Source organism: Sporolactobacillus shoreicorticis, from assembly GCF_024125445.1.
Taxonomy (GTDB): Bacteria; Bacillota; Bacilli; order Bacillales; family Sporolactobacillaceae; genus Sporolactobacillus; species Sporolactobacillus shoreicorticis.
In genome coordinates, this window is record NZ_JAMXWM010000007.1 from 1 (window position 1) to 25109 (window position 25109).

Annotated in this window: 32 protein-coding genes; 24 read left to right on the forward strand and 8 right to left on the reverse strand. The window is 41.2% G+C overall.

The window, feature by feature from the left end:
* The 8 genes from NIE88_RS07540 to NIE88_RS07585 form a co-directional block, all read left to right on the forward strand.
* Window positions 1–1537, forward strand: a 1537-nt coding sequence (locus NIE88_RS07540) for a phage tail protein (RefSeq protein WP_253060720.1), incomplete at its 5' end; no start/stop codon positions are given.
* A complete protein-coding gene (locus NIE88_RS07545; RefSeq protein ID WP_253060721.1) occupies window positions 1537–1971 on the forward strand; it encodes a hypothetical protein in 435 nt (144 codons plus the stop codon). The genes NIE88_RS07540 and NIE88_RS07545, both read left to right, overlap by 1 nt.
* Window positions 1968–2831: a hyaluronate lyase N-terminal domain-containing protein gene (locus NIE88_RS07550; RefSeq protein WP_253060722.1), complete on the forward strand. Its 864-nt coding sequence runs from the start codon at window positions 1968–1970 to the stop codon at window positions 2829–2831. The genes NIE88_RS07545 and NIE88_RS07550 overlap by 4 nt, the downstream gene beginning before the upstream one ends.
* Window positions 2828–3112, forward strand: a complete 285-nt coding sequence (locus tag NIE88_RS07555) for a hypothetical protein (protein WP_253060723.1) — start codon at window positions 2828–2830, stop codon at window positions 3110–3112. Before NIE88_RS07550 ends, NIE88_RS07555 begins: the two co-directional genes overlap by 4 nt.
* Complete coding sequence (locus tag NIE88_RS07560; RefSeq protein ID WP_253060724.1) at window positions 3109–3564, forward strand: XkdX family protein; 456 nt, start codon at window positions 3109–3111, stop codon at window positions 3562–3564. The genes NIE88_RS07555 and NIE88_RS07560 overlap by 4 nt, the downstream gene beginning before the upstream one ends.
* A gap of 105 nt (window positions 3565–3669) precedes the next feature.
* The gene (locus NIE88_RS07565) at window positions 3670–4074 is read left to right on the forward strand and encodes a phage holin family protein (protein WP_253060725.1); all 405 of its coding nucleotides are present in this window, start codon (window positions 3670–3672) and stop codon (window positions 4072–4074) included.
* Window positions 4071–5120: a GH25 family lysozyme gene (locus NIE88_RS22380; protein ID WP_290446360.1), complete on the forward strand. Its 1050-nt coding sequence runs from the start codon at window positions 4071–4073 to the stop codon at window positions 5118–5120. The genes NIE88_RS07565 and NIE88_RS22380 overlap by 4 nt, the downstream gene beginning before the upstream one ends.
* A gap of 14 nt (window positions 5121–5134) precedes the next feature.
* Window positions 5135–5527: a phage holin gene (locus NIE88_RS07585; protein WP_253060726.1), complete on the forward strand. Its 393-nt coding sequence runs from the start codon at window positions 5135–5137 to the stop codon at window positions 5525–5527.
* 359 nt (window positions 5528–5886) lie between these two features.
* Here NIE88_RS07585 and NIE88_RS07590 read toward each other — a convergent pair whose 3' ends face one another.
* Together NIE88_RS07590 and NIE88_RS07595 are read right to left on the reverse strand one after the other, a co-directional pair.
* Window positions 5887–6117, reverse strand: a complete 231-nt coding sequence (locus tag NIE88_RS07590; protein WP_253060727.1) for a hypothetical protein — start codon at window positions 6115–6117, stop codon at window positions 5887–5889.
* 117 nt (window positions 6118–6234) lie between these two features.
* A complete protein-coding gene (locus tag NIE88_RS07595) occupies window positions 6235–6426 on the reverse strand; it encodes a hypothetical protein (protein ID WP_253060728.1) in 192 nt (63 codons plus the stop codon).
* Between the two features lie 257 nt (window positions 6427–6683).
* On the opposite strand from NIE88_RS07595, the gene NIE88_RS07600 reads away from it, so the two are divergent.
* The gene (locus NIE88_RS07600) at window positions 6684–7535 is read left to right on the forward strand and encodes a hypothetical protein (RefSeq protein ID WP_253060729.1); all 852 of its coding nucleotides are present in this window, start codon (window positions 6684–6686) and stop codon (window positions 7533–7535) included.
* 14 nt (window positions 7536–7549) lie between these two features.
* Window positions 7550–7951 carry a hypothetical protein gene (locus tag NIE88_RS07605; protein ID WP_253060730.1) on the forward strand — a complete coding sequence of 134 codons (402 nt, stop codon included), beginning with the start codon at window positions 7550–7552 and terminating at the stop codon, window positions 7949–7951.
* A gap of 336 nt (window positions 7952–8287) precedes the next feature.
* On the opposite strand, the gene NIE88_RS07610 is transcribed toward NIE88_RS07605, so the two are convergent.
* The 3 genes from NIE88_RS07610 to NIE88_RS07620 all read right to left on the reverse strand — a co-directional run bounded on the left by NIE88_RS07610 (window position 8288) and on the right by NIE88_RS07620 (window position 9302).
* Window positions 8288–8650 (reverse strand): class 1 isoprenoid biosynthesis enzyme, encoded by a 363-nt coding sequence (locus NIE88_RS07610; protein ID WP_253060731.1) that lies wholly within the window; start codon window positions 8648–8650, stop codon window positions 8288–8290.
* Window positions 8651–8655: 5 nt separating this feature from the next.
* On the reverse strand, window positions 8656–8832 hold the full coding sequence (locus tag NIE88_RS07615) for a hypothetical protein (protein ID WP_253060732.1): 177 nt from the start codon (window positions 8830–8832) through the stop codon (window positions 8656–8658).
* A 233-nt stretch (window positions 8833–9065) separates the two neighbouring features.
* Window positions 9066–9302: a tyrosine-type recombinase/integrase gene (locus tag NIE88_RS07620; RefSeq protein WP_373689414.1), complete on the reverse strand. Its 237-nt coding sequence runs from the start codon at window positions 9300–9302 to the stop codon at window positions 9066–9068.
* 24 nt (window positions 9303–9326) lie between these two features.
* On the opposite strand from NIE88_RS07620, the gene NIE88_RS07625 reads away from it, so the two are divergent.
* The 12 genes from NIE88_RS07625 to glnA all read left to right on the forward strand — a co-directional run bounded on the left by NIE88_RS07625 (window position 9327) and on the right by glnA (window position 21080).
* Window positions 9327–9488: a hypothetical protein gene (locus tag NIE88_RS07625; protein ID WP_253061105.1), complete on the forward strand. Its 162-nt coding sequence runs from the start codon at window positions 9327–9329 to the stop codon at window positions 9486–9488.
* 427 nt (window positions 9489–9915) lie between these two features.
* Window positions 9916–10398 carry a hypothetical protein gene (locus NIE88_RS07630; protein WP_253060733.1) on the forward strand — a complete coding sequence of 161 codons (483 nt, stop codon included), beginning with the start codon at window positions 9916–9918 and terminating at the stop codon, window positions 10396–10398.
* 1336 nt (window positions 10399–11734) lie between these two features.
* Window positions 11735–11995, forward strand: coding sequence for a hypothetical protein (locus NIE88_RS07635; protein ID WP_253060734.1), 261 nt, complete (start codon window positions 11735–11737; stop codon window positions 11993–11995).
* A gap of 258 nt (window positions 11996–12253) precedes the next feature.
* A complete protein-coding gene (locus NIE88_RS07640) occupies window positions 12254–12550 on the forward strand; it encodes a hypothetical protein (RefSeq protein ID WP_253060735.1) in 297 nt (98 codons plus the stop codon).
* 458 nt (window positions 12551–13008) lie between these two features.
* Window positions 13009–13632 (forward strand): DUF5052 family protein, encoded by a 624-nt coding sequence (locus tag NIE88_RS07645; protein WP_253060736.1) that lies wholly within the window; start codon window positions 13009–13011, stop codon window positions 13630–13632.
* Window positions 13633–14018: 386 nt separating this feature from the next.
* The gene (miaA, locus tag NIE88_RS07650) at window positions 14019–14963 is read left to right on the forward strand and encodes a tRNA (adenosine(37)-N6)-dimethylallyltransferase MiaA (RefSeq protein ID WP_253060737.1); all 945 of its coding nucleotides are present in this window, start codon (window positions 14019–14021) and stop codon (window positions 14961–14963) included.
* A 210-nt stretch (window positions 14964–15173) separates the two neighbouring features.
* Window positions 15174–15407 (forward strand): RNA chaperone Hfq, encoded by a 234-nt coding sequence (gene hfq / locus NIE88_RS07655; protein WP_253060738.1) that lies wholly within the window; start codon window positions 15174–15176, stop codon window positions 15405–15407.
* 268 nt (window positions 15408–15675) lie between these two features.
* Window positions 15676–16629, forward strand: coding sequence for an AAA family ATPase (locus NIE88_RS07660; RefSeq protein WP_373689415.1), 954 nt, complete (start codon window positions 15676–15678; stop codon window positions 16627–16629).
* Window positions 16630–16654: 25 nt separating this feature from the next.
* Window positions 16655–17908 carry a GTPase HflX gene (gene hflX, locus NIE88_RS07665; RefSeq protein ID WP_253060740.1) on the forward strand — a complete coding sequence of 418 codons (1254 nt, stop codon included), beginning with the start codon at window positions 16655–16657 and terminating at the stop codon, window positions 17906–17908.
* A 4-nt stretch (window positions 17909–17912) separates the two neighbouring features.
* Window positions 17913–19193 (forward strand): methionine gamma-lyase family protein, encoded by a 1281-nt coding sequence (locus NIE88_RS07670; protein ID WP_253060746.1) that lies wholly within the window; start codon window positions 17913–17915, stop codon window positions 19191–19193.
* A gap of 104 nt (window positions 19194–19297) precedes the next feature.
* On the forward strand, window positions 19298–19684 hold the full coding sequence (locus NIE88_RS07675) for a MerR family transcriptional regulator (protein ID WP_253060748.1): 387 nt from the start codon (window positions 19298–19300) through the stop codon (window positions 19682–19684).
* 61 nt (window positions 19685–19745) lie between these two features.
* A complete protein-coding gene (glnA, locus tag NIE88_RS07680) occupies window positions 19746–21080 on the forward strand; it encodes a type I glutamate--ammonia ligase (RefSeq protein ID WP_253060750.1) in 1335 nt (444 codons plus the stop codon).
* Window positions 21081–21205: 125 nt separating this feature from the next.
* Here the strand turns inward: glnA and NIE88_RS07685 are convergent, their stop codons facing one another.
* Entirely contained in the window at window positions 21206–21340 is a 135-nt protein-coding gene (locus NIE88_RS07685) for a hypothetical protein (protein ID WP_309247022.1), read from the reverse strand.
* Window positions 21288–21422 carry a hypothetical protein gene (locus NIE88_RS22385; RefSeq protein WP_290446379.1) on the reverse strand — a complete coding sequence of 45 codons (135 nt, stop codon included), beginning with the start codon at window positions 21420–21422 and terminating at the stop codon, window positions 21288–21290. Before NIE88_RS22385 ends, NIE88_RS07685 begins: the two co-directional genes overlap by 53 nt.
* Before the next feature lie 495 nt (window positions 21423–21917).
* On the opposite strand from NIE88_RS22385, the gene NIE88_RS07690 reads away from it, so the two are divergent.
* Window positions 21918–22889, forward strand: a complete 972-nt coding sequence (locus tag NIE88_RS07690) for an AEC family transporter (protein ID WP_253060752.1) — start codon at window positions 21918–21920, stop codon at window positions 22887–22889.
* Between the two features lie 242 nt (window positions 22890–23131).
* Window positions 23132–23638, forward strand: coding sequence for a DUF3189 family protein (locus tag NIE88_RS07695; protein ID WP_253061085.1), 507 nt, complete (start codon window positions 23132–23134; stop codon window positions 23636–23638).
* A gap of 492 nt (window positions 23639–24130) precedes the next feature.
* Here the strand turns inward: NIE88_RS07695 and NIE88_RS07700 are convergent, their stop codons facing one another.
* Window positions 24131–25072 carry an exonuclease domain-containing protein gene (locus NIE88_RS07700; protein WP_253060754.1) on the reverse strand — a complete coding sequence of 314 codons (942 nt, stop codon included), beginning with the start codon at window positions 25070–25072 and terminating at the stop codon, window positions 24131–24133.
* Window positions 25073–25109: the final 37 nt, after the last annotated feature.

Genomic DNA, 25109 nt, shown 5'->3' on the forward strand with positions numbered 1-25109 from the left:
AGGATGGGGGAAAATCAAGCCGCTGAAAACATTGATCGAAGCTCGGGATATTAAGCGAAATAAGCGGATTTTCAAAGGCCGCGTGCTCAAACCTACACAGACGATGACTAGTGACGGACTGTTCAGTATCGAGTATGCGTGTGAAGATCGATTGGCATATCTTAATGACTCGAATCAGCGTTTCGGCGAATATCATAACATCACTGTGCGTGATTTTCTTGGCGTGATTCTTGAGAATCACAACCGGCAGGTCGAGACGTACAAGCAGTTTAAACTTGGCAAGGTGACAGTGACGGACCCGAACGACAGCCTGTATCGGTATCTTGGCTACGATAAGACCTATGCAACGATTAAGGACAAGCTGCTGGATCGGTTGGGCGGCTTTCTGGTCATCCGGGAAGCAGCGGACGGAAATTATATCGACTACCTGGCAGAGGTCGGCGAGGATTCGGAGACCGAGATCCGGCTGAGATCAAACCTGAAGGACATGAAACGTGAGATCGATCCGCTGGACGTGATTACGCGTCTGGTCCCGCTGGGTGCAAAAATTGAAAGTGACAACCCGGATGACACGGGAGCAAGCGAGGCGCGGATTACCATTGCCGATGTGAATGGTGGTAAGGATTACCTGGATGATCCGGAGATGATCGCTGAATTTGGCCTTATCGTAGGCACGCTCGATCTAGACGACGTATCGGATAAAGCAACATTAAAGGCAAAGGGCGAACAGTTTCTGGCGCAGCAGAAAGCGGCGAAGGTCACGTATTCACTGACGCCGGTCGATGTGAGTCTAATCAATAGTGAATTCGACGAGTTGGAACCCGGGAATCGCTATGCGGTGGTTAATCCGGTGTTCGGTATTAACGAGCGCCTGCAGGTGATTGAGAAGGACAACGATCTCGTGAATCCTCTGAATATCTCACTAACGATCGGCGACAAGTATCAGACACTGACTGAATATCAAAGGGCAAGCCGAAAACAAGTTAAAAATATTGTTCAGCTGGAACGGACGGTGGAAAGTCAAACACAGACGATCGGTACACTGAAAACAGAGCTAGATTCTGTGGACAGCACCGTGCAAACAATGCAACAAGCGTTAGCGGACGGGGACATTCCGGGGCTGAAGCAGGCCGTGGGAAACTTGCAGAGCGCTGTAGATGATCTAAACGAGGCTATAGACGGTCTACCATCTTACGGACCAGCAACACCGACAACAGACGGGTTGATGTCTGCCGCAGACAAGACGAGATTGGATGGGTTGCAAAGCTATGAGGAAGCTACACTAGAAACTGCCGGATTAATGAGCACCGAGGACAAGGCAAAGCTAGACAACCTACGAGATTATGAGGAAGCGACGTCGGAAGCTTCAGGATTGCTGTCAGCTGCGGATAAGGCGAAGCTGGATCTGATTACGGTATTGCAAGAAATTGACCTAGATGGGCTGAGCGAAAAGCTTGCTCTGATTAGTGTGACCGCTGCTGTTGACTTGGACGATTTAGTGAGCCGGGTGGAAGCGTTGGAAGGAGGTACAGCCTAATGGCAAATATTAAGGATTTTTTAAATAAGATCAGAACCGCCGTGTACGGTCGGGAAGTCCGGGGCAGTTTGGCGGATGGATTGGAAGCCATAAACAATGAAGCAGAGGCAGCGACAACCCGGACGGAACAAACCGAACAAAGACAAGACACGCTGGAAAAGAAATTTAACGATGAAATCGCAAACATGACGATTGATGATCCGTCCAGCGCCGAAATTGTTGCTGCCCGAACCAATACGAAGACCGGCGACAGTCATAGCACGATCGGGGAGCGTATTGACGCCGATTACAGTTTGATTGCCGCGCAGCTTGCCCCGATCGATGCGGGAGAATTCGGCGCAACGAGAGACACCGAAGTAATCGACTGCGGCACATTTGCAGATCGAGTTGTCGAGGACAGGAAAAATCTAATTGATGGGGGTGTATGGTCGTGACATATAGACCAATACAGCATTATCGTGGAAACGAAGCGGATCTGCCGCAACTGATGGCCGGGGAAATTGGTGTCGCAACGGATACAAGAAAGCTATTTTTTGGCGCTGGTGGTAATCAGGAAGTTGCAAGAGTTGGGTATGTGCCGCTAATGACCACAGAAGATATGGAAATACATGCCGCTCCTGATGGTAGCGATGAAACAGGGGATGGTACGGAATCTAGACCATTTAAAACAATCCAGAAAACCTTTGATAGTATACCAACTGTTAATAATGAGCACATGGTTAGCATTATAGTGCCGGCGGCGGCGGTATTCAATGAAACCAGACTAACTTTGTCCTCTAAACTTGGAGGACGTATTGAAATATCTAACGGGTTTGCTACTTCTGATATAGATACTGTTAGTGATAGTGACAGAGCTACAATCAATCTTAACGATCAGTTTTTAATACGTAATATATTTTCAATTATATCAATGAGGTACTTAAACTTTAACCTTAAAACCCTTACGGATGAGGATAGAAAAAATGTTGTGGCCCTTTCGGGTGTGTTCAGATCAGATATATTTTCATCACATGTGACAAGCGAAGTTGGAGAAAAAAGTGTTGCGGGTGTGTATGCGTCATCAGCAACGACATTAGAACTCCATAACAAAATTAGAATAACAAATGCCAATTTTGCGGTTTATGCTACTGGCGGATCAACACTTAAACTCTATGATTTTGACCAAGGCGCAACAACGGATAGCAACATCGGAATCGGTTGTGACTCGTCCATAGTGTTTAAGGGAACGGGATACCTTCCTACGGGAGCTACGGCGCAAGCAAAATATAATGGAGGACAAATATACCCATCATGAAAACTCTAACATTTGGAAATACACAATTTGTAGCTGAAAAGATTATTAAAACATCCTCTGATATTATAGGCCTCAATGGAAACAATGTTGCTTTTTCATTTAATGGAATTTCCGATTTTTCAAAGTTTACACTCGGTGAAGGCCAAGAATTCGATTCAGAACCCGCGACAGCCGAGCAGCAGCAGATTTCTCAAATTCTAGCTGATCAAGCAAAAATGAAGCAGGATATTGATCTTCTTAAACAAGACATAGCAGATCTGAAAGGAGATGCGACACAGTGAGTGATACGAGCGAATTAAGCGGGCAAATGGCCGAGTGGGTTCAAGAGTTTTATCGGCTTAAGCTTTACACGAATGATGATGTGAAAGAGTTTGTAAAGTCAAAAGACATTACAGTAAACGATTACAAGATAATCACCAGTGAGGATTACGCAGCCGTTCCTGGTGCGCCAAAGATTGAGGCGGTAGCCAAAGATGGTGCTATTGATTTTACTATCAATCCCCCGGAATCTGATGGGGGCAGTCCGGTCATCAAACACAAAATATATTGCAAAACTCGTGAAACATCTGATTGGGGTACGCCCATCGAGCAAGCGGCAAAGGTGCTTACCGGAACGATTAGCAATTTAAAAAATGGCCAGATGTACACACTTAAAGCGGTGGAAGTCAACATTATGGGCGATGGAGCAGAAAGCGAAGGCATTCACGTAACGCCGATGGCTCCGGCTCAGTAAACAGAGCCTTCGGGCTCTTTTTTCATACCCCAATAAAGGAGGATAGCTTGCTTAGACCCGAGGCGGGTCTATTTTTTATGCTCAAAATTAAAAGGAGGCTAAACGGTGAACAAATACGAAACCATCTATCGATTAATTGCGGCGGCAGTGGGGGCATTAACAGGCTATTTGTATGGAGGGTGGACGCCGCTGATACAGATTCTCTTAACGTTCGTCGTGATTGATTATTTGAGCGGGCTGCTGGCCGCAGCTTACACCGGCACGCTGTCAAGCAAGATCGGCTTTCGGGGCATCGCTAAAAAGGTGATGCTCTTTTCTATTGTCGCTGTGGCTCATCTAGCGGATGCGGCTGTTGGTTTTGGGCACGTGTTTATGGATGCGACCGTTTATTTTTATTTGGCCAATGAACTTTTGTCTATTTTGGAAAATGCAGGACGAACGGGTCTGCCCGTGCCCGATCAGATTAAGAATGCCGTGAGTATTCTAAAAGGAAAAGGGGATCAGAAATGACCGAAATTAAAGGCATTGATGTGGCTCGTTACCAGGGCGACATTGATTTTAACAAAGTTAAGGGTGCAGGCTACAAGTTTGTAATCGCTAAGGCAACTGAGGGCAGTGAAGCAGGGAGTCGGATTGTTGACCCATATTTTAAAAAGAATATTGCCGGAGCAAAGGCAGCAGGTCTGGCCGTCCACGCTTATCACTTTTTTCGAGGCATTTCGGAAGCAGATGCACGGGCAGAAGCAGATTGGTTGTTGAAAAATCTGACTGGAAATGAATCCTACTTATTTTGTGATGTGGAAGCGACAAGTCTGAATAAAGATCCGGATAAACTGACGGCGTTTGTCAATGCGTTTTTCGATCAGCTGGAAAAAGCAGGGCACACCAAACTAGGAATCTATTCCGGGAAGTCATTTTTTGAAAGCCGTCTGATTGAGTCCAAGTTGCGCCCAGGTCTCTTAATCTGGATTGCACGGTACAATGATACACTTGGCCGAGATGCGCATATTTGGCAGCATACATCCAGCGCGCGAGTGCCGGGTATTAGCGGCAACGTGGACGAAAACATTGCTTACACGGATGCGATTGTCGGTGGTAGTAGCAAACCTTCAGTCTCTAAACCAACTAAGGAAAAACCTGTCGCAAAGAAAAAGCCTTCCGGATCTCTTCTGAAGCGTGGATCTCGCGGTGCTGCTGTTCTATCCATGCAGAAAAAGCTTTCTAGCGTTTATTTTTATCCGGATAAAAGCGCAAATAATCATGGCTGTGATGGTATCTATGGACCGAAAACGGAAGACGCGGTTCGCCGGTTCCAATTAACTCATGGACTGACCGCAGACGGCATCTATGGCCCACAGACTGCAAAGGCATTGGACAAGGCTGTTGCCGCACAGAAAAAATCCAAACCGAAAAAATCACCGACACACAAAGTAGTGAAAGGCGATACGCTTTGGGATCTTGCGATTAAGAACAAGACGACGGTTGCGAAATTGAAAAAACTGAACAAGCTCAAGTCGGACATCATCTATCCAGGACAAATTCTGAAATTAAAATAAGGGAGAGATCATTCATGAAAATCAATTGGTTGGTACGTTTTAAGAATAAAACTTTTGATGTTTCCTTTGTGGCACAGGTGATCGGTATCTTGGCGGCTGTCGTCACACTTGGTAACTCGGCAGGTTGGTGGAGCGTCCAGTTTGACAGTAAGGCGCTGACGGATCAACTCACGCAGGCGGTTGCTGTGATCTTTACGCTGCTTGGCACATTGGGCGTAGTACAAGACCCGACGACTGCCGGCATCGGAGACAGCAAGCAGGCGCAGACGTACACAGAGCCGAAAAAGGATACCGCTGAGCAGACTAAGGCAGAAGATCAGACCGCAGCTGCACAGGAACAGCTGACCGAACAGCAGGCAGCGCAGGACGCGGTTAAAGCGCAGACAGAAGCACCGGAACAAAAATAACCCAAAAAAGTTTAAAATAATTTAAACTGACATAACGTAAGAAGCCCGGCTATGCCGGGATACATATGGTATAATAAAGTCAATTAAGGAGCTGGGCTTGTTACGGATCGTACAGGCTAGAAACGGGGGATCGCTATTTGGCGGTTCCCCTTTTTCTTTTTACATAAAAAATCCCACGCTCTCGCATGGGAAACAAAAAATAGGGAACTGGTATGTTGTTCATAGTCCTTATAACCTAATACACAAAAAGTAAACGCTTTATTAACAATATTTATAAAAAAATATCCCCACCGTAGCAGGGAGAGAGGGGAGTTAGTTTTATTTTACATTAATTATATCGGTAAAGACGCAGCAATTTTTTATTGATTTGAAAATTGGTCCATCAAAGAAACAAAAGGATTTATTTCACCATTAAAGCGCTTAACTCTTAACCGTCCAAAATCTTCAATGACAAGGTAGCTCTGGTCATTAACTTCAATGATATCCCCCTTCTGATACTTTGAAAGCGCTGATTGAAGCTCCAAGGTTGCGCACATAAACCATGCGGTAGATCGATCGAGATACTGAATAATGTACATGTTACGAATCATTGATAAAACCTCCTAATTTGATGTGAATACAACTAACATCTATTCAAAGGATAATTTTACCAATAAAAGTGTTTTGAAAATAAAAAAACTTCATGCTATGCATGAAGGGAAAAATAGTTATTTTTCTGTTGGCGTGATTCTTAGTACAGAAAGATCCTCGATCACTTTGTATTTTTTTCCGTCGATCATAACAGAATCACCCGTTTGATACTGCTCTTTTGCATCAAGGATGAGTATCCGATTACAAAGATACCACGAAGATTTACTACCTTCCAAAAATTGAATAACACTAGCAACTCGTATATTCATAGTTAAAACAGCCCATTACCATAATACCACTATATAAAAATAATGAATATAATATATGGATAGATTGGCAGTTTATTACTGTAATAATTTACCATGGTAGCGTGCGTGATCGTGCGTGATTCCGTATGACATAGATCACAAACCACGCATAAAAAATACGGAGCCACGCATGAAATGTGCGGGTTTTTTTGCTCAGTTTAGCGTTATCATTTGTTTGTAAGATAATTAAAACTTATTATTGCATGGGGGACAAAAGCATGAAAAGAAAAATTTTGCTAATTTTACCTTTATTGATTTCTTTGTTCTTTGTAGGCGTTCAGCCAATCAGTGCTGAGGAAGCAAAAGTTGATTATGGTAAAATATATAATGAAGGAATCGCTGATAAGGCAATTGATCCCGTTAACGTAAATTATGCTGATTGGATTACACAAAATAATACTGAATTTATACCTGTGTATCGTCAGGCAATAAACGCAAAAATTATAAACAGTAATACGAGTTATGCAGAATGGTTACGTGCCAATAATTATGGACAAATGCCTGAGGACAATAGTAATGATTTGATGGTTTATACATTGGCTAAATCTGGAGGTTCATTTAAATTTCGCACTGGAGACATGTTATTAACTAATCATACTAGTTCATATGGCATATTGGGTCATATAGCAATAGCTACAAGTAGTATAAACATTGTTGATTTGCCTGGTAAAAGCGGGTTGAAGCCTCTCCCAAACAATAATAGGCATATATCAATAAAAAAATGGCTTTCTCAATATTCCAAAGGAAAAGAGTACGTTAAAGTATATCGTATTAAAAGCAAGTCTTTAGCAAACAAGGTGGGAACTTACGCATATCATAGATTTTGGGCAGGAAAATACTCAAGCGGTAAACATGTTCACATAACTTATTCTTTAACGCCTCACCTTTATTCATTATCGCCAAGCTATTGTTCTAAGCTGGTTTTTCAAGCTTATTATTATGGCTCGGGAAAAGAAAAAGTCGTCGTCCCAGAAAGGGGCATCGTGACACCTTATGGAATGGTTAATAAAAATACACCACATCCAGTAATCTATAAAAAATATGGATTAAAACTTGTCAAAACATACTAAAAGGGGGCGATATTTTGAAAAAAAAGAAAAAACGAGTAGTATTTTGGGGTATTTCAGTTGTATTAGTGATTATAGTTGGAATCTCTCTTTTCAAGGTTTATGCACATTATCAAACAAAAAATCAGGCGGAAAAAATATTAGATCAGTATATCATTGAGTACAGATTTCCGGCAAAACGGGTTCTAATACAAAAAATATATGCACCAAAGGATGTTGGCGATGCCTATAGAAAAGAGGTTCATATTAAAGGTAATAAGGAAGATTATTATGTATTCACTTATTACACGGATAGAAAAAAAGTTGATTTAACAGGTGTTATTGATGGGGGAGAGTGGGTTGATTTGAAAGATCATCTTTATAAATCTTTGCCTTATCAACCGTCAAGTGAATTTTTGAAAATATACAATAGGCAATAAAAAGGAAGCATTTTGGAAGCAGAAAGCTATTTGAAGAAGTATCAAAAATCGCTCACTAAAATGAGATAAGACGTAAAATAAAAATGCCCATCCACCCTCACATGGACGGGCATTTTCTATGTTAAGAGCACCACACCGATCCCCTCAAGAGCATTATCTATAACCCCACGAGATCGTGCAAATTGCACTTTTGGCGAAAATAACGGTTACAATGGGATAAATAACTTTCTTTGCGGTGATTTAAACGTTTCTTGGCTTGTTTTTGCTAATTTTGTAATTCAGATTTTCTGAAATCTTTTCAATAAAAATCCCACGCAATTAAGCGTAGGAATAGGATTATTTAATGTATAGCGTACGTTCAATCTCTTTCTTTCCATAGTACGTAACCATCACATTGATTTGCCTTACTGGATAGTTCTCATCGATCACAGCGGCATGTAGCTTGTTAATTTTCCTCAACCCATCACGATGGGCATTAGTTTGTGACCAACCTGATCCGTCCCATCCTTCGGCTTCTGCGCGAATAGTCATAACGCCGTCCTTAATATGGTAAACGTCAACATGATCATCAAAGATGCGGATGACAGTGTGATGAAGTCCAACAGGATTGCCTAGCGTGCGATAAGCAAAAACAAAGCATGATAAAAGGGTAATCAAAATCAAAGAGATTTCCAGAATTGTTTTTGTCTTTTTCGGCATCGCGATCACCGTTCAGCGAGCCATTTATTTTGCTTCTCAAGTCGTTCGATCTCATTCTCAACTGCATAGTATACGGCACGATCATTAAAGCTGTAGCGATGTTCGTCTGCATATTTTCTGAGTTCGATTAGACTGCGATTGTTTTCTTCAATTAATGCATCAGCTACATTCCATTGGTTCATTTATCTGACACTCCTTTGCCCATAATTTGCCCATGTAGATTTGAAAAGCTATGATTTTACTTGAAAACACCATTTTGAAAAATGGCTCTACAAAGGGATTTTTTCAATCTATGAAATTATGGGGAAGGCTCTGACTATACGCCCTACGAAATGGAAAAAATGTTTAAACGCGTGCAGTGACTGGGTTTCTGAGGGGTGTGTAAGTGATTTGCCCCCAATTTGCCCCCACAATTTTAATACGTCAGATACGACTGTAGGTTATTGATCAATTTTTCTTCCAAGTTCTTTGTGAAATGGACGTATACATTTGCTGTAAATTCGACGCTGCTGTGACCAAGCCGTTTACTCACTGACTTGATATCGGCACCACTCTCAAGTAGCATAATTGCATGCGTATGTCTAAGCCCGTGTGGCGTGATGTGCTTGCCCAAATCTGTTTTGGCTAAGATCATATCAATAACTTTGTTCACGCCATATTCACCCATCTCACGACCGTGTTTGACAGCCAGGAGACCAAAGACGCGACCGCGCTGGCCATTGCAGACACACTTAAGAAGAAAGGCCTGAAAAATGTGACTGCTGATGAGGTGGCCAAGGTTATTGATGAATTGAAAGCAAAAGTAACCGAAGCTGTGAAGGAACAAGCACATAAATAATATAAATGATTCACTGCCCGGAAAAACGGGCGTACATAGGATATAATACAAATAATTGGGCTGACTAAACAGCTAGGGACGGGGGATCCCTGTTCGGCGGTTCCCCGTTTTCCTTTACATAAAAATCCCAAGCACTCGCATGGGAATGGGGAAAGATTAGTTATCTTGCTATACCCTTCTATAAACTATTAAGCTCTCGTTTTATAATTTATCCATGTAATGATTTACCACATTTTCATGCGTGATCGTGTGTGGTACCGTATGACATAGATTACAAACCACGCATGAAAAAATGCGTGGTCACACAGAAGATGTGCGGGTTAGTGCGGTATAAGCTATGGTAATATTTTCATATAAACTATAAGGAGTGATTGTATGAATTGCATAAGTTCGGTGAAATTTTAAAATTTATTTTTGGGTTTTAACGTTGGCCATAACGCTTACCCCGCTTTCGTTATTCGCCAATAATGCTAGCGGGAAAACAAAAATAGATCCAATTAAAATTGAAGTACCGGATTCTTTTGCCCTCTATTCGAATGCGGGCAACATTACTGATAATTTAAATGAAAATACGATAACTCCATTTCAAATGACGCCAGGTCCAGGCGGCGGTGGGATAAATTGGACGTACTGGGGGACGCTTAAGTATTCAAAAAAGTTTATCGCAGTTACAAAATCAGCGATAAGTGCTGCTATTATGGAATTTGTTCCTTGGGCACAGGCAAGGGCTGTTTACGATATTGCCGCAATTTTCTATGCTGCATATGCTCCTAATGAATATGTCACAGAAAAAATATATAGAAAATGGTTCAATGGAGTACCGATAAAAGAAAAAACAATATATTATTTCTATACAAACAAGGCGAGAACGCATCTTGCAGGTAAAGTGAGCCGCATCTATAATAAATAGTGGGGTGAAGGGGCGTTGGCGAATAATAAGGTAATTGTTTTAATTAAAGTTATTCTTGTTATTGTTTTATTCACATGCATTTTTGTTAATCCTGATGGAGGAACTGGTTATTATCTTCCCGCTTTAATAGGGTATGTGATTATCTCCTTCATATTAGATTATATGAAAAGTAAATTTTCAAAATGATATTAAGAAGTCCTTTGAAATTTATTATAATTATTTATAAATATGATTAACACGTCCGTAAGCTTTATTGCTATAATTCGTCAGAAACGTATAGTTAGAAAAGCAGCTATATTTAGCACACCAACTATTCGGAGCGCATAAAAATATCCGTCCGCTTCCAATGGACGGGTATTTTTATGTTAAGTCTATCAGGTTTATAGAATATGATATAATCAGTTCAGGCAATAGATGAAGCATATGAGCGGATACGGTGACGCCCTCTGAAAGGGGGTGGAGCCTATGACAGTATACCAATCGTTAACATTAATGATTAGTTTTGCAGTGCTAATGCTGATGCTGTCAAATAAAAAGAAATAATCCGTCTCGTATGCCATTCACGGTGGCTAAGACGGATTACCTTCAATTTGTGTAATTTGTTCAAGCATCGTTCCGCTCATATGCGGATATTGCATCCCGTCAGTGTGGAAGCACTGGCGGATTTATTTTCTTCCTATGTTCATTATACACAAAATTTGCGGATTGATACAAAAGTTTTAAAATAAAAACTCAGCACTGACCAATGTTTTTGTTTATTTGTAGGAAAGCATGAGTGAGTTTCCTCCTTCAATTGTCCGCGGCGCATGGACGACAACCCAATATATGGCATCTGAGAGTAAATTGTTATGATGTTATGATGATTTGCTTCATATTTTCGCATACATAGTTATGTTTACAGATCAAGTTTCTATCTCAAAAGGACTAGAAACGATAAATTTAGGAGAAAAGTCGATTTGGATTCCATGAGAGTAATGGGTAGTAAAATCATAATGCTATTGCATGATAAACCCTTTGTCGTCTATCAGATCTTTATATTAGCAGGTCTGGAGGAGAGCAAGGAAGATAGTTTCACACATGCAATTTTATTCTCTATATTTTCTGACTTTCAGAAAGAAAAAAATTGTTTTTAGAACAATTTTTTGAAAGAGTAGAATTAGACTCATAAAATGAGGCTGTTAACTTTAGAAACTTTGAAGAACAGTGTTATTCAAAGTTTAAAATCGTTATATACACCAAAACGCTTGTCTAAAGCATTTCAGTTTTTTTATGGATGGTTTTTTATGAAAAAAACAATTAATGACTAGAGCGCGATGTATCCTCATTGGATCTTTTCATGAATCAGGTGAAAAACGCCTATTGGATCATCGAAAAGGAATTTCAAAACTTAGATAAAAATGATATTAGTACGAGTATCCCAATATCTTTTTCTATGACAAAAGAATGGGATGACTTTATTCATTTTATTTTTGATCCGTATTTTGCAAAGGTGCAAGTTGTTGAAAGTTACCATCCAGATGGATTGATCACGCATCTTATTGATTTATCTATGCCCCTAGGGGAAAAGAAACAAGTACAAATTAAGGATTTATTTTAAGGTGATTTCCAAAAGCTTGTCTTGGAAGTTAATAACAGATGTCATTACAGCTATCTCTTCAATAGGATATGGCTTTTTGGTGTTTTTAACTTAAAGCATACTTTATTTTCAGAGGTTATGCACAATAAATCGCTTAGCGAGGTTCAACTGTTTTCTATTCATTCATTCGCCTATAAAAGGCTAATGCAGTATGATTGTATTAAAAAAGATGGGTTGCGTAACAAATAAGCAAGTTATAGGAATTGAGGAGATCATTTAATGGAGAAACTGAAACATCCGAATCTGGTTGCATTTATACTTATGTTTATTGGCGCTTCGTTCAGCAGTGAATTCCAACAGATGGCTTACTGGTCACTGGGTATATTCTGGTATTGGGTTGGCGCAGGAATTGCTTATATAGCAACATTTGCGGCTCTTATTTTAATGGTATTTTTAAACAAATCAAAGAAAGAAGGCAACTTGGTTCTTTCAACTAAGCTGATCGGTATTATTATTTGCACACTGATTCTCTTGTGGACGACCTTTGTGATTATCGCCGGACAGTCAGGGATGTAGGACTGGAATAGTAGAAAAAGGAGTTGGTCTGCAGACAAGCGAAAGACTACCGATCATTTTGATCGCCTTTTTATCGGGAAATCGGGCTGCATGTCCATTATTGTGATTCTAGCAGTGCTTTTTCTAATTTACGCAATTTTTATTGCAAAGTAATAAAATAGTAATAAAAAACATTCTATTTTAACGTTTCTTAAGGATATTAAGAGAGCGTAGACTTGTAAAGGCAATGGCCTCCGCCTTTTTTATTTGAGCGCATTGGTTCGTTTTTTTTGTTCAGAATTCGTTCAGTTTTCTGTGCTACTTTGTACGTGCCGTACATTGTTATTTTTGGGGCCTGAGAGGGCCTCTTTTTTTTGCGTTTTTTCTTAGCTCTGTCTTGAGACGGATGACAAAATCTGATGAACACGTTATGATTTTGATAGACTTACTGATTTTTCATGAGACAGGAGAGAAATCCGGTGACAAGGAAAATAAAAATCGGACTTATGGCTGTTTTACTGGCCTTATTGCTTGTCGCACTCAGCGGCTGCCAAGTATTAGATTTTTTTACCACTCAGGTTGAAGGAAGCCTAAGAGGACTTAATGTGACCATGCAGACTTATGATGCAGACGGACAGCCGATTGATACGATAAAAGGAATTTCAGGATCAATTACACGGGACGATAAGTTCGACCGCACAAATGATAAGGGCGAGACGACCAAAGAATCATCAGTTTTGAATATTACCATTGGCGGGAAGCAAGTGGTTCATGTGGGCAGTACATTGATCATGTATGAAAAAGGTTTGCAGGATGTTATGAATAAATTACCGCAAAAAGTGCTGGTTGAAAACCAAGAGCGCAGCATGCCATTTGTTAATCGGATCGTTAATAATTATCACAATTATTTTGACGGACGTTCGAAAGTCATTTTAATCCGTTCGCAGCTTGGAAAACCAATCGCTACTTTTACGGGTGACCGTGTTTCTTATTTTGCAACGGAAGTGCCGAACTCGACCGGATTGATTATTGATGGGAAATATCTGTTTATTTATCGATGTGATTTCACTATGTATGATACATCACTTCTGAAAAACGAATGAATGGGTTTGAAATGGGTAATAACTTGATCTGACAGCGTCGTTCGAGTGTGTTCACTATAAAAGATTTACTCGTTCAAGGAACACAGCTCCTTATAGCGATAATGAATGAAGAGGCTGCATTCATGATGAGAGGCGCTATCGTCGAGTTATCGATCAAGCAATCGGCATCGGCGTGATCAGTCAGGTTATGGCATATTTAAGTGCAAATGGACTCATATGTTAAGGCATCTCATGATATGAGCTGCTCTGGCTGCAATCTTCCGCAGAACCATGCATGACACGAGTTGCTTCATAGCCATCTGCGTTAGATAGGTTATTCATGTGGTGGCACAGTAATTTGTGTTATACTGTATCCACCTTTTTATTATGGGAGTTCATGCGTACAGATGAAGCAAACAACAATTGTCATTGTCGGGCCGACTGCAGTCGGAAAAACACAGCTCAGTATTATGCTTGCCAAACGGTTTCACAGCGAAATTGTGAATGGAGATGCGTTTCAGGTTTATCGCGGTATGGACATTTGTACTGCAAAAATAACTGAAGCGGAAGCAGAGGGAGTAACCCATCATCTGATTGATATTCGCGAGCCAAGCGAACCTTATACAGTGGCGGATTACCAGCGTGATGCACGGCAAACACTCGAAACTTTATCTTCTGAAGGGAAAATACCGATTTTAGTCGGCGGTACCGGTTTTTATATAAAAGCTGCATTGTACGATTATCGCTTTGCTTCCAGTGGTGCAAATCCGAAATATCGGCGTAAATTAATGCGTATTGCACAAGAAGAAGGTGGAGACGCACTGTTTGCACGTTTAAAGCATGTTGATCCGATTGCAGCAGAGCGGATTCATCCTAATAATGTAGTTCGGGTCATTCGCGCCCTGGAGGTTTATCATGAAACCGGTACGCCTTTTAGCGATCGAGTGCGAAATGAAACTGTTCGCCAGCTTTATCCGTATCTATGTATTGGTTTAACGATGGAGCGTGAATTGCTGTATACGCGTATCAATGCGCGTGTTGATCAAATGATGGACGGAGGCCTTCTTGAGGAGGCACGTTCGATCTATAATCAGGGACTTAGAAATGCACAGGCGATGCAGGCAATTGGCTACAAGGAGTTTATTCCGTTTTTTGATGGAACATGTCCACTGGAAGAAGCAGTAAGTCAATTAAAGAAAAATTCGCGTCATTATGCGAAACGGCAATTAACGTGGTTTCGAAGACAAATGTCGATCCAATGGTTCGATATGACTGATGTGTTGGATGACTTTTCAACAAAAGCTGAAGAAATTTACTGCTTTATTAAGAAACATCAATCAAAAAGTAAGTAATCGTAACCTTCTATCACATTTATTGTCTTGTTTTAGAAACGATCTTTGCAAATGATGGAAATATAAAATATAATCTTAATTGTAGATCTTTCTGACTGGACATTTAATTCCTTCTCAGAGAAAAAAGATCAGGTAAAAGAGGTTTTCTTGCAGGAAATTTTCATATTAAATCGAACTAGTTTTATTTAGAGAGAAAAGAGGAGGAATAAAATGAAACAGTCAATCAACATCCAAGATACTTTTCTGAACCAATTGCGAAAAGAAGGAACATTTGTGACCGTCTTTCTTATCAGCGGTTTTCAATTGAAGGGCAAGGTTAAGGGGTTCGATAATTTTACAGTGCTTCTGGACAGTGAAGGAAAGCAGCAATTAATTTTTAAACATGCAATTTCGACGTTTACTCCTTCAAAGCCTGTAAATTGGACCAGTCAGGACGAGTCATAATAGATTCTGGAAGGACAGCGGTTGCGCTGTCTTTCTTTTATTTTTAGATACTTGGCCGTCCGCATGGATCACCATTTGCAGTCGGCGTATCTTTGGCTGTTTGCACTTCTGAATAAGACACGAATGACATAGGATAGAGCAGTCCAATCATATTTCATCGTGTTCCAAATTAATGGGCATCTGTCACGGACACGTTCAAGCCGGCGTACACATAACAACGCAGGCAGTCAGCGGAGCTTGATCCAATGAATAGCGAGGTGATCGGATCGTGCGAGAGGCCTATACATTTACAAAAAAAAGCCAGATTAACGTGGTCTTTAACCAGAAGGCTGAAAAACATGAAGTTGCACCTTTTCCGGTTGATGAGCGTGTGACTCATGAACCGCTCGAAAAGCTGGAGACGAAGTTAAACCGACTGGTGGGTATGGATCAGATAAAACATATGGTACGCGAACTTTATGCGTGGCTTTATATTTATCGCAAACGTGAAGAAGCGAATTTGAAAGTACAAAAGCAGTCCTTTCATATGCTGTTTAAGGGGAATCCGGGAACCGGGAAGACAACGGTAGCACGTCTTCTGAGCGACTTGTTTCGTGATATGGGCATACTGCCGAAAGGTCACTTAATTGAAGCTGAGAGAGCAGATCTTGTCGGCGAATACATTGGACAGACTGCACAAAAAACAAGAGAACTTGTTAAACGTTCCTTAGGCGGAGTTTTGTTCATTGATGAAGCGTACTCACTTTCTCGTGGAGGGGAAAAGGATTTTGGCAAAGAAGCCATTGATACATTAGTGAAACAAATGGAAGATCACAAAGACGAGTTCATTTTGATTCTTGCCGGTTATTCCGATGAAATGGAAGAATTTCTGCGAATGAATCCTGGACTTCCGTCACGATTTCCGATGATCATGTCTTTTCCGGATTATTCCGGTTCGGAATTGCTTGATATCGCGAAACAAATGATCCGTGATCGCGAATACATCATGACGGCTGAAGCACAAAAGAAACTGTTTCGCCATCTTCATCAGAAAATTGTTGAGAATGAACCGCATTTCAGCAATGGACGTTATGTACGCAATCATGTGGAAAAAATGATTCGGCAGCAGGCCGTCCGTCTGGTCAGGGAAAACAGTTTTGATCGTGACGCGCTGATGACAATACGTGCCTGCGATTTGGCACTTGACGACCATTCGATGATCACGCATGCAGACGAAGCATAATGCATTAATTAAAGAGAGGTATTTTATGGAAAGTGTAATACTCGTTGCCTGTCAGCTTCCTTCTCAAAGTGATGATCATTTTGAATCATCACTTGAGGAGTTGGAGGATTTGACAAAAACGGCTGGTGGACAAGTCGCTGCCGTCGTGACCCAAAAAAGGCAAAAAATTGACTCTGCTACCTATATTGGGAGTGGAAAATTGCAAGAACTTGATGCCCTTGAAAAGGAATTGGCTGCTGGGACCGTGATATTTAATGGTGAGCTGTCTCCATCCCAGCAAGGACGGCTCGGTGCGTTGCTCAATGCAAAAGTGTTAGATCGAACGCAGCTCATTTTAGACATTTTTGCGATGCGGGCACGTTCACGAGAAGGTAAACTTCAGGTGGAGCTCGCCCAGCTTCAGTATCTTCTTCCTCGCTTGAGCGGGATGGGAGAATCACTGTCACGCCTTGGAGGAGGAATCGGGACGCGAGGTCCCGGCGAAACCAAGCTTGAATCTGATCGACGCTATATTCGTAGCAGAATGAAGGATATCCGCAGTCAGTTAAAAACTGTTGTCGCGCATCGTAAGCGCTATCGTGACCATCGTCAGACAAATAATCAATGCCAAGTGGTCATTGTCGGCTACACAAACGCAGGAAAATCCACACTGTTCAATCAATTAACGGCTGCCGGAACTTATGCCGAAAATCAGTTATTCGCAACTCTTGATCCGTTGACTCGAAAAATGGCACTTCCTAGTGGCTTTATGGTCCTGCTGTCCGATACAGTTGGCTTTATTCAGGAGTTGCCGACACAGCTGGTAGCCGCATTTCGCTCAACACTTGAAGAAGTGAGCGGCGCGCAATTGATTTTGCATGTACTGGATGCTTCAGATCCGGATTTGATGGTCCATGAAAAAACCGTTCGTCATTTACTTTCTGAACTCGGTGCCGACGATTTGCCAATGCTTATGATTTATAACAAGAAAGATCTGTTACAAACACCATTCATTGTTCCAAAAGGATCGCTTCTCGTTTCAGCAAAGGACACGGCGGATCGTGATCGAATTCTTGCTGAAATACAGACGCAGATTGAAGCGCAGATGGTCGCTTACCATGCATTGCTCCCTGCTGATGAAGGGAAATTACTTAATGAACTAAAGCGGAACACGATACTGAAGAGACAAGAATATGACGAGGCCTCGCAAGCCTACGAAGTTGGAGGATTTGTTTTTCCTGATACACCGATCGCTGCGAGGTTGACCCGAGATCCATCGTCAATGAATAAGGAGTCTTGACAAAATGTTTGATGCGCTTGTCTATGGAGAAAAATTAAAAAATATTGCTGCAACAGTCGAAGAACAAATTGCGGATCATTTGAAAACTATAGATACTATTTCGTTAGAAAATCAATACCGTGTTTTATCCAGCTTTAAAAAAAATAAGATCAGTGATGCACATTTTAGCGGAACAACAGGTTACGGCTATGATGACTTTGGCCGCGAGGGTATTGAAGCAGTTTATGCAAATTGTTTCGGAGCTGAAGCAGGTCTTGTCCGTTCACAAATGATTTCCGGAACACATGCAATTACGACTGCACTCTTTGGAGTGCTTCGTCCCGGTGATGAATTAATGTACATAACAGGCAAGCCGTATGACACCCTGGAAGGGGTGATCGGTTTGACAAGCGGCAGTCATGGATCATTAAAAGACTTTGGAATCGGATTTCGCGATGTTGCACTTAGCAATGGAAAAATTGACATTGAGACTGTAAATCGCATGATCGTCCGAAACACAAAACTGATTGCGATTCAGCGTTCTTGCGGCTATGATCAGCGTCCGTCGATCCCGGTTGCCCAGATTGGAGAGGCGATTGCAGCAATTAAAAAAGTGCATCCTCATATCCTTGTTTTTGTCGACAATTGTTATGGCGAATTCACCGAGACACTGGAGCCCTGTCATGTAGGTGCAGATCTCATGGCCGGATCGCTGATTAAGAATCCTGGAGGGGGACTTGCAAAGGCCGGAGGCTATATAGTCGGCCGCAAGGAATTAGTTTCGATGTGTGCGGAACGACTGACGGCTCCAGGACTGGGAAAAGAAGTCGGCCCGTCATTAGGTGAATTAAAGGATCAGTATCAAGGCTTTTTTCTTTCGCCGCACATGGTTGCCCAAGCAGTGAAGGGCGCTATATTCACATCTGCGTTCATGGAAATGCTTGGTATGGAAACATCGCCTTCATGGGACAAGGCACGTACAGATTTGATTCAAAGCGTTACATTTCATGATCCGGATCAAATGATCGCGTTTTGCCAGGCGATACAAATGGCATCTCCAATTAACGCCCATGTATTGCCGTATCCGAGCCCGATGCCCGGCTACACGAGTGATGTTATCATGGCTGCTGGTACATTTATTCAAGGAGCAAGTCTGGAATTAACAGCAGATGGTCCGATTCGTTCTCCATTTACCCTGTATGTTCAAGGAGGACTGACGTTCGAACATGTCAAAGCGGCATTGATGATTGCGGTGAATCACTTATTAGAAAAAAAATTGCTTGATCCTGAAAAGATCAAATTGTGACAATTTATTTAAATCAATACCACAAGCTGTAAGATAAGCTAACATTGTTTGACAACTTATGGGCTGCCCGTTATAATGTGTTTAAGAAAGGGGCGTGAGGCGAGATGGCTGATAACGTACGCCGCTCAATGCCTTTGTTCTCGATGGGCATTGTTCAGAAACTAACCGGGCTGACAGCTAGGCAGATACGCTACTACGAAGAAAATGATCTAATAAATCCGGAGCGTAGCGAGGGAAATCGCCGCGTCTTTTCTTTCAATGATGTTGATCGTTTACTCGACATCAAGTCTTTGCTGGACGAGGGTGTAAATCTCGCCGGCATAAGACGTGTGCTTAGCGAAAAGCCTGTAGAAGCAAATCGTCCGGCCGAAGCAAAGAAAGCTATGTCCGATGCTGAGCTTATGAAATTTTTGAAATCCGAACTCGTTCAAGCGGGCAAGTTCGGCAAGGCTTCGTTAATACAAGGGGAGTTATCCCGATTCTTTCGGTGACTGCTTCCTATGTATATAAAATTTTTTGAAAACAGAAACTTATTTTTGGGGAGGATCTTGAATGGCAAAGTTTACAAAAGAAGACATCATTTCTAAGGTAAATGAAGCAAACGTAAAGTTTATCCGTTTGCAGTTCACTGACTTGCTCGGAATTATCAAAAATGTAGAGATTCCTGTAAGCCAGCTCGAAAAAGCACTAGACAACGATATTATGTTTGACGGTTCTTCAATCGAAGGATTTGTAAGGATCGAAGAATCGGACATGCTTCTTTATCCAGACTATGACAGCTTCGTCATATTCCCTTGGACGGCAGAAAAGGGTAAAGTTGCTCGCTTCATTTGCGATATTTATAAACCTGATCGTACGCCATTCCCGGGGGATCCTCGCTCGGTTCTGAAGGCTCAGTTGGCTGAGATGGAGAAACTTGGTTTCACTTCTTTCAACATTGGACCGGAGCCAGAATTTTTCCTCTTTAAATTGGATGAATCCGGAAATCCTACTCTTGACTTAAATGATAAAGGCGGCTATTTTGACTTGGCACCTACAGATCTTGGTGAAAACTGTCGTCGCGATATCGTGCTTGAGCTTGAAGATATGGGCTTTGAAATTGAAGCATCACACCATGAAGTTGCTCCTGGTCAGCATGAAATTGATTTTAAATATGCGGATGCTGTAAAAACATGCGATAACATCCAAACATTTAAGCTTGTTGTGAAGACCATCGCTCGCAAACATGGTTTGCATGCGACATTTATGCCGAAGCCGTTGTTTGGTGTAAACGGCTCAGGCATGCACTCAAACATGTCGCTGTTCAAAGGCAAAGAAAATGCATTCTTTGATGCTGATACTGAAGACAAACTCAGCGCAACAGCCAAATCATTTATTGCTGGTGTTTTGGAACACGCACGCGCATTTACAGCCATTACAAACCCGATCGTTAACTCGTTCAAACGATTGGTTCCCGGCTATGAAGCACCAAGCTATATTGCATGGTCATTGAGCAACCGAAGCGCTTTGATCCGTATTCCTGCTGCTCGAGGATTGAGCACACGTATTGAAGTACGCAGCGTTGATCCTGCTACTAACCCGTACCTTGGCATGGCTGTACTGCTGGCTGCCGGTTTGGATGGTATCAAGAAAGGTTTGACTCCGCCTGCTTCCGTTGACCGCAGCATCTATGTTATGAATGATCAAGAACGTGAAGAACTTGGCATTCACGAACTTCCTGCATCACTTAAAGAAGCAGTTGATGCATTCAATGCTGATGAAGTCATCACGGCTGCGCTTGGCGAACATACGGTTTCTCACTTCAACGATGCGAAAGAAATTGAATGGGATATGTTCCGCACTCAAGTGCACCAATGGGAACGCGATCAATATCTCGAACAATATTAATCTATTAATTACTCTGAAACCCCTTGAGCCATATGGCTTTGAGGGGTTTCTTAATTTGACCAATATAAAGTCGCCATAATCATTTTTTTAATTGTTGATGATATTATGGTGACTTTTTGGCGACCTTATAAAAATTTTTCGGTGTATTTTTCAAATTTATTAATGGAATCTTGTTGAATGACATCAATGTTATGAGAAAAAATATCTTCAGTAATTTGCATCGAACTGTGACCGAGCCGCATCTGCAAATCCTTCATCATCGCTCCCGATTCGAGCATCAGCACAGAATACGTATGCCTTAAAGAGTGGATAGGTAATTTTGGTAATGTTCGACACAAACATAGAAAATGCCTCTGACGGGATTTGAACCCGCACTCCTTTGGTAAGCATAGGCTCTAGGAAACACGCTTCCCTACGGATGTTCACCTGCCTCGACTAATTTGCTTTTCGGTGCTTCTTTGCGATTTTGCCAAACTTGTACATCTCAAGCCCTCTCTTGTACACGCAACGACCATTTATGTCTTGCATGCGAACGCGACCAATACTTGAAACACTATTAATTGGCAGGAAACGAGATGGCAATTGACGATGAATTTGCTCTCATATAAATGGAATTTATCATTAATGGGGTGTTTGACTATAATTTTTATTGCCTGTTATAGTTTCTTGTAAACAGCTCACAATTGATAATATGCAGAAGAGCATGGCTCAAGAGGAGGCAATAAAATGCAATATCCCTGCCAGAGGACTTAAAAACAACAGGTGCAGATCTGCAATAGGGAGCATGATGTACAAAAATTAAATGTAGACTAACATCTGAGAGAAGGGGAGATTTGTATGGTATTTCTCCAGTCCATTCAAAGTGTCATTTCGATTATTTTAATGATAGGTTTAGGTTATTTCTTGAAAAAATTTCAATGGTTTGATGAAAATTTTGGTAAAAGCATTTCATCTTTAATTACAAAAGTTGCTTTACCGGCATCGATCTTTGTATCCGTACTCAAGTATTTATCCCGCCACAGTTTATTGCAGTTGTCGGGCAGTCTCATCTACCCAATACTTGCTGTCATCGTTTCGTATCTCATCGCTTATGCTTTGGTAAAAATACTAAAGATTCGTCCGGGGCGGCGTGGGATTTTCATGAATGCGGTAGTGAACGCGAATACCATTTTTATCGGTCTGCCACTGAACATTGCGCTGTTTGGAGACAAAAGTCTTCCTTATTTTCTAATTTATTATATTACGAATACCGTTTCAACTTGGGCTTTCGGAGTATATTTAATTTCCAATGACGACCCGACGAAATCTTCTGTAAAAAAGGAAGGCAGGAGGGGGATAAATTGGAAAAAAGTACTACCGCCGCCACTGCTTGGGTTTATTGTTGGGTTAGTATTTTTAATTTTAAACATTCCTGTTCCGGCTTTTATCAATTCGACACTTACTTACGTAGGCAGTATTGTCACGCCGCTTTCATTAATTTATATCGGCATTGTTTTGTACAATGCAGGGTTCTCAAGTATGAAATTTGAAAGAGATACGATTATCGCATTACTTGGCCGCTTTGTAATTTCACCACTTGTATTAATTACGTTGATCTTAAGCGGGATGCATATCACAGGCACGCAACTACCAACAATGTTAATTCAAACATTGGTTGTCCAATCTGCGACGCCAATGCTTGCTGTACTGCCGATCCTAGCAAACGAAGCGCATGGTGATGTAAAGTACGCGACCAATGTCGTGACAACAAGTACAGTATTATTTGTTATCGTTATTCCGATTCTAATGCAAATGATCCAGTTTCTCTGATCAAAAAAGGTGAATTGAAAACAGCCGCTTCCTTTTTATTACTTGATCCCCCTAAAATAATATTAATTAGTGAATTATTCTGAAACCCTTTGTGCCGAGATGCATTGAGGGTTTTTTACATTGATCATGTGCGTCGGGCGTTTCTTTTTAAATCTGCTTGAGATGTACCGTTATTGAGGGATATTCCTTTTTAAAAATGGAGATAACAAGGTAAGGAAATCAAAATGAAAAAGGATGATCGTGTGATTTACATCTATAATGACTTCGGCGGGACACATACGACAGCATTAGCTGCAGCATATCATCTAAAGAAAATATCTGCTGATCACAAATTGACAAAGGCAGAAATTTTAGCTGTGCCTTTTTTTAATAAGTTAAACAGTTCGGACATGGGTAAGATTATTTATCATGGAATTGATGATGAGGGAAATTCAGTTTATACAGTTGGGCGCGGTACATCAAAGCATCTAGTTCCGGCATTAAATAATTTGAGTTTGTTACTGCAGCAGAAATATAAGGGAACTGAAAAAATCATTTTTTCAAATACATCACCAACTGTGCCCTTTGCGATGACAATCGGTGGGCTATGTTCCAGATGGTTGAAAATTGATCTGATAGGCGTGCCGCTGCTTGTCCTAGGAGCAAAGCAATGCTGTCAGGATATCAATCGTCTTGTTGCGTCTACTAAAAAAGCTGCAAGAACGAGTGAGAAAAATGTTACTGTTTTACAAAATAATTCCTTTAAATAGCTTAATTAATTGTGCTAAAAACAGAAGAAAAAATGACCCTGTCTGCAGGGTCATTACGTTTTGTATAGCTATGATTGGATTGTATGTGATTCTAATTGTTCTCAGTTTGTCACTAATCCCTACGTTTAAGAATATCAAATAATGACCAGGCTATTTTGGTGGCCCTTTTCCTGCATTCTGCCTAAAGGATGGATGTTATGCAACAACCTGTACGTAAACAAGGTGACCGACCACCATGGAAGCATAGATTGAGGATTATCAGGCTGTTTATGAATATATATCATAATAATCGCAGACACCAACCAATTCTTCGATCAGCATACATTGCGTTCAATTATTGTCATTTGATTTGGAAGGACATTTACGGTCCGCCAATAAAATAGTACTTTATAATAAGTAATCCCCGGTCAAAATATGCCGAGGATCATTTTTTGTAATGACCAACCAGAAAGTAATGATTTTGTGGATTGGTTTTACTATGTCAAGAAGTTGTTAGTTGTGATTCTCACTTATAATCTTAAGCATAGCCAAAAAATGGTTTTCATCAATAATGGTAATGGATTGCCCGGAAGCTGCCAGACGTTCTGCTTTAAGAGCTTTGCTGCTTTTTGAATGCGTCATTGTTCGTCGATCGGGTTCACCAACAACAAGCAGTGTTGTTTTCTTTGTCACGCTATTGCCATTAATTCCGCCGCGATCAGCAACTTTCTGACAAGCTTCCTCGCGTGACATCGATTGAAGCAAACCTGTAAACACTACCGTTTGATGAAAGAGAGGATGTTGCTTATCAAAGAAATTTTTTTTAGAGGTAATGTCCGACGGCCTGAATGATGGTACTCGTCGCGTTCTGACGGATGAAAAGGGTGCGTAGGAATGTTTATGTAATCGGCCTAGTTTATAATTAATTTGCTGCTGCATTTGTTCTAACGTTTGAATATGAAATTCCTGCATCATTTTCCGGACGATTTCCGCACAAACCAATGCATCGTCGGAAGCCTGATGGTGATGAAACGCAATTCGGTAGTAGGAAGCAACACGGTCTAAACGATAGGAAGGCAATGTCAACAATTTTTTTGCAAGGATGTAAGAACAGAAGTAATTGACTTCCGGGTAAGGCAGTCGATATTTATCGAATGTAAAGCGCAGAACACTCATATCAAAACTGGCATTGTGAGCCACCAGCGGCAGACCATCAATAAATGGAAGCAATTTAGGATAAAGCTCGTCCATAGTCGGTGCTTGAATAACGTCATGTTCATTAATCCCATGTATCTGCGTATTATATGGATCAAAATATTCTTCAGGATTAATCAAGGAGTAGTAGGATTCGGTAACTTGTCCTTGAATTACTTTTGTTAATCCGATGGAACGTGGGGAAGTGCGTCGTGAATTTGCAGTTTCAAAGTCAATCGCTACATAGGATAATTCCGGCATCCTCAGTCTCTCCATTCTTGATCGTTCTTCTAATCTA

Excerpts from the sequence above, each read along its gene's own strand:
- NIE88_RS07545 (WP_253060721.1), top strand. The coding sequence starts at position 1,537 with ATGGCAAATATTAAGGATTTTTTAAATAAGATCAGAACCGCCGTGTAC.
- NIE88_RS07555 (WP_253060723.1), top strand. The coding sequence starts at position 2,828 with ATGAAAACTCTAACATTTGGAAATACACAATTTGTAGCTGAAAAGATT.
- NIE88_RS22380 (WP_290446360.1), top strand. The coding sequence starts at position 4,071 with ATGACCGAAATTAAAGGCATTGATGTGGCTCGTTACCAGGGCGACATT.
- NIE88_RS07585 (WP_253060726.1), top strand. The coding sequence starts at position 5,135 with ATGAAAATCAATTGGTTGGTACGTTTTAAGAATAAAACTTTTGATGTT.
- NIE88_RS07590 (WP_253060727.1), bottom strand. The coding sequence starts at position 6,117 with ATGATTCGTAACATGTACATTATTCAGTATCTCGATCGATCTACCGCA.
- NIE88_RS07595 (WP_253060728.1), bottom strand. The coding sequence starts at position 6,426 with ATGAATATACGAGTTGCTAGTGTTATTCAATTTTTGGAAGGTAGTAAA.
- NIE88_RS07600 (WP_253060729.1), top strand. The coding sequence starts at position 6,684 with ATGAAAAGAAAAATTTTGCTAATTTTACCTTTATTGATTTCTTTGTTC.
- NIE88_RS07610 (WP_253060731.1), bottom strand. The coding sequence starts at position 8,650 with ATGCCGAAAAAGACAAAAACAATTCTGGAAATCTCTTTGATTTTGATT.
- NIE88_RS07615 (WP_253060732.1), bottom strand. The coding sequence starts at position 8,832 with ATGAACCAATGGAATGTAGCTGATGCATTAATTGAAGAAAACAATCGC.
- NIE88_RS07635 (WP_253060734.1), top strand. The coding sequence starts at position 11,735 with ATGAATCAGGTGAAAAACGCCTATTGGATCATCGAAAAGGAATTTCAA.
- NIE88_RS07640 (WP_253060735.1), top strand. The coding sequence starts at position 12,254 with ATGGAGAAACTGAAACATCCGAATCTGGTTGCATTTATACTTATGTTT.
- miaA (WP_253060737.1), top strand. The coding sequence starts at position 14,019 with ATGAAGCAAACAACAATTGTCATTGTCGGGCCGACTGCAGTCGGAAAA.
- hfq (WP_253060738.1), top strand. The coding sequence starts at position 15,174 with ATGAAACAGTCAATCAACATCCAAGATACTTTTCTGAACCAATTGCGA.
- hflX (WP_253060740.1), top strand. The coding sequence starts at position 16,655 with ATGGAAAGTGTAATACTCGTTGCCTGTCAGCTTCCTTCTCAAAGTGAT.
- NIE88_RS07670 (WP_253060746.1), top strand. The coding sequence starts at position 17,913 with ATGTTTGATGCGCTTGTCTATGGAGAAAAATTAAAAAATATTGCTGCA.
- NIE88_RS07675 (WP_253060748.1), top strand. The coding sequence starts at position 19,298 with ATGGCTGATAACGTACGCCGCTCAATGCCTTTGTTCTCGATGGGCATT.
- glnA (WP_253060750.1), top strand. The coding sequence starts at position 19,746 with ATGGCAAAGTTTACAAAAGAAGACATCATTTCTAAGGTAAATGAAGCA.
- NIE88_RS07685 (WP_309247022.1), bottom strand. The coding sequence starts at position 21,340 with ATGATGAAGGATTTGCAGATGCGGCTCGGTCACAGTTCGATGCAAATT.
- NIE88_RS22385 (WP_290446379.1), bottom strand. The coding sequence starts at position 21,422 with ATGTTTGTGTCGAACATTACCAAAATTACCTATCCACTCTTTAAGGCA.
- NIE88_RS07690 (WP_253060752.1), top strand. The coding sequence starts at position 21,918 with ATGGTATTTCTCCAGTCCATTCAAAGTGTCATTTCGATTATTTTAATG.
- NIE88_RS07700 (WP_253060754.1), bottom strand. The coding sequence starts at position 25,072 with ATGCCGGAATTATCCTATGTAGCGATTGACTTTGAAACTGCAAATTCA.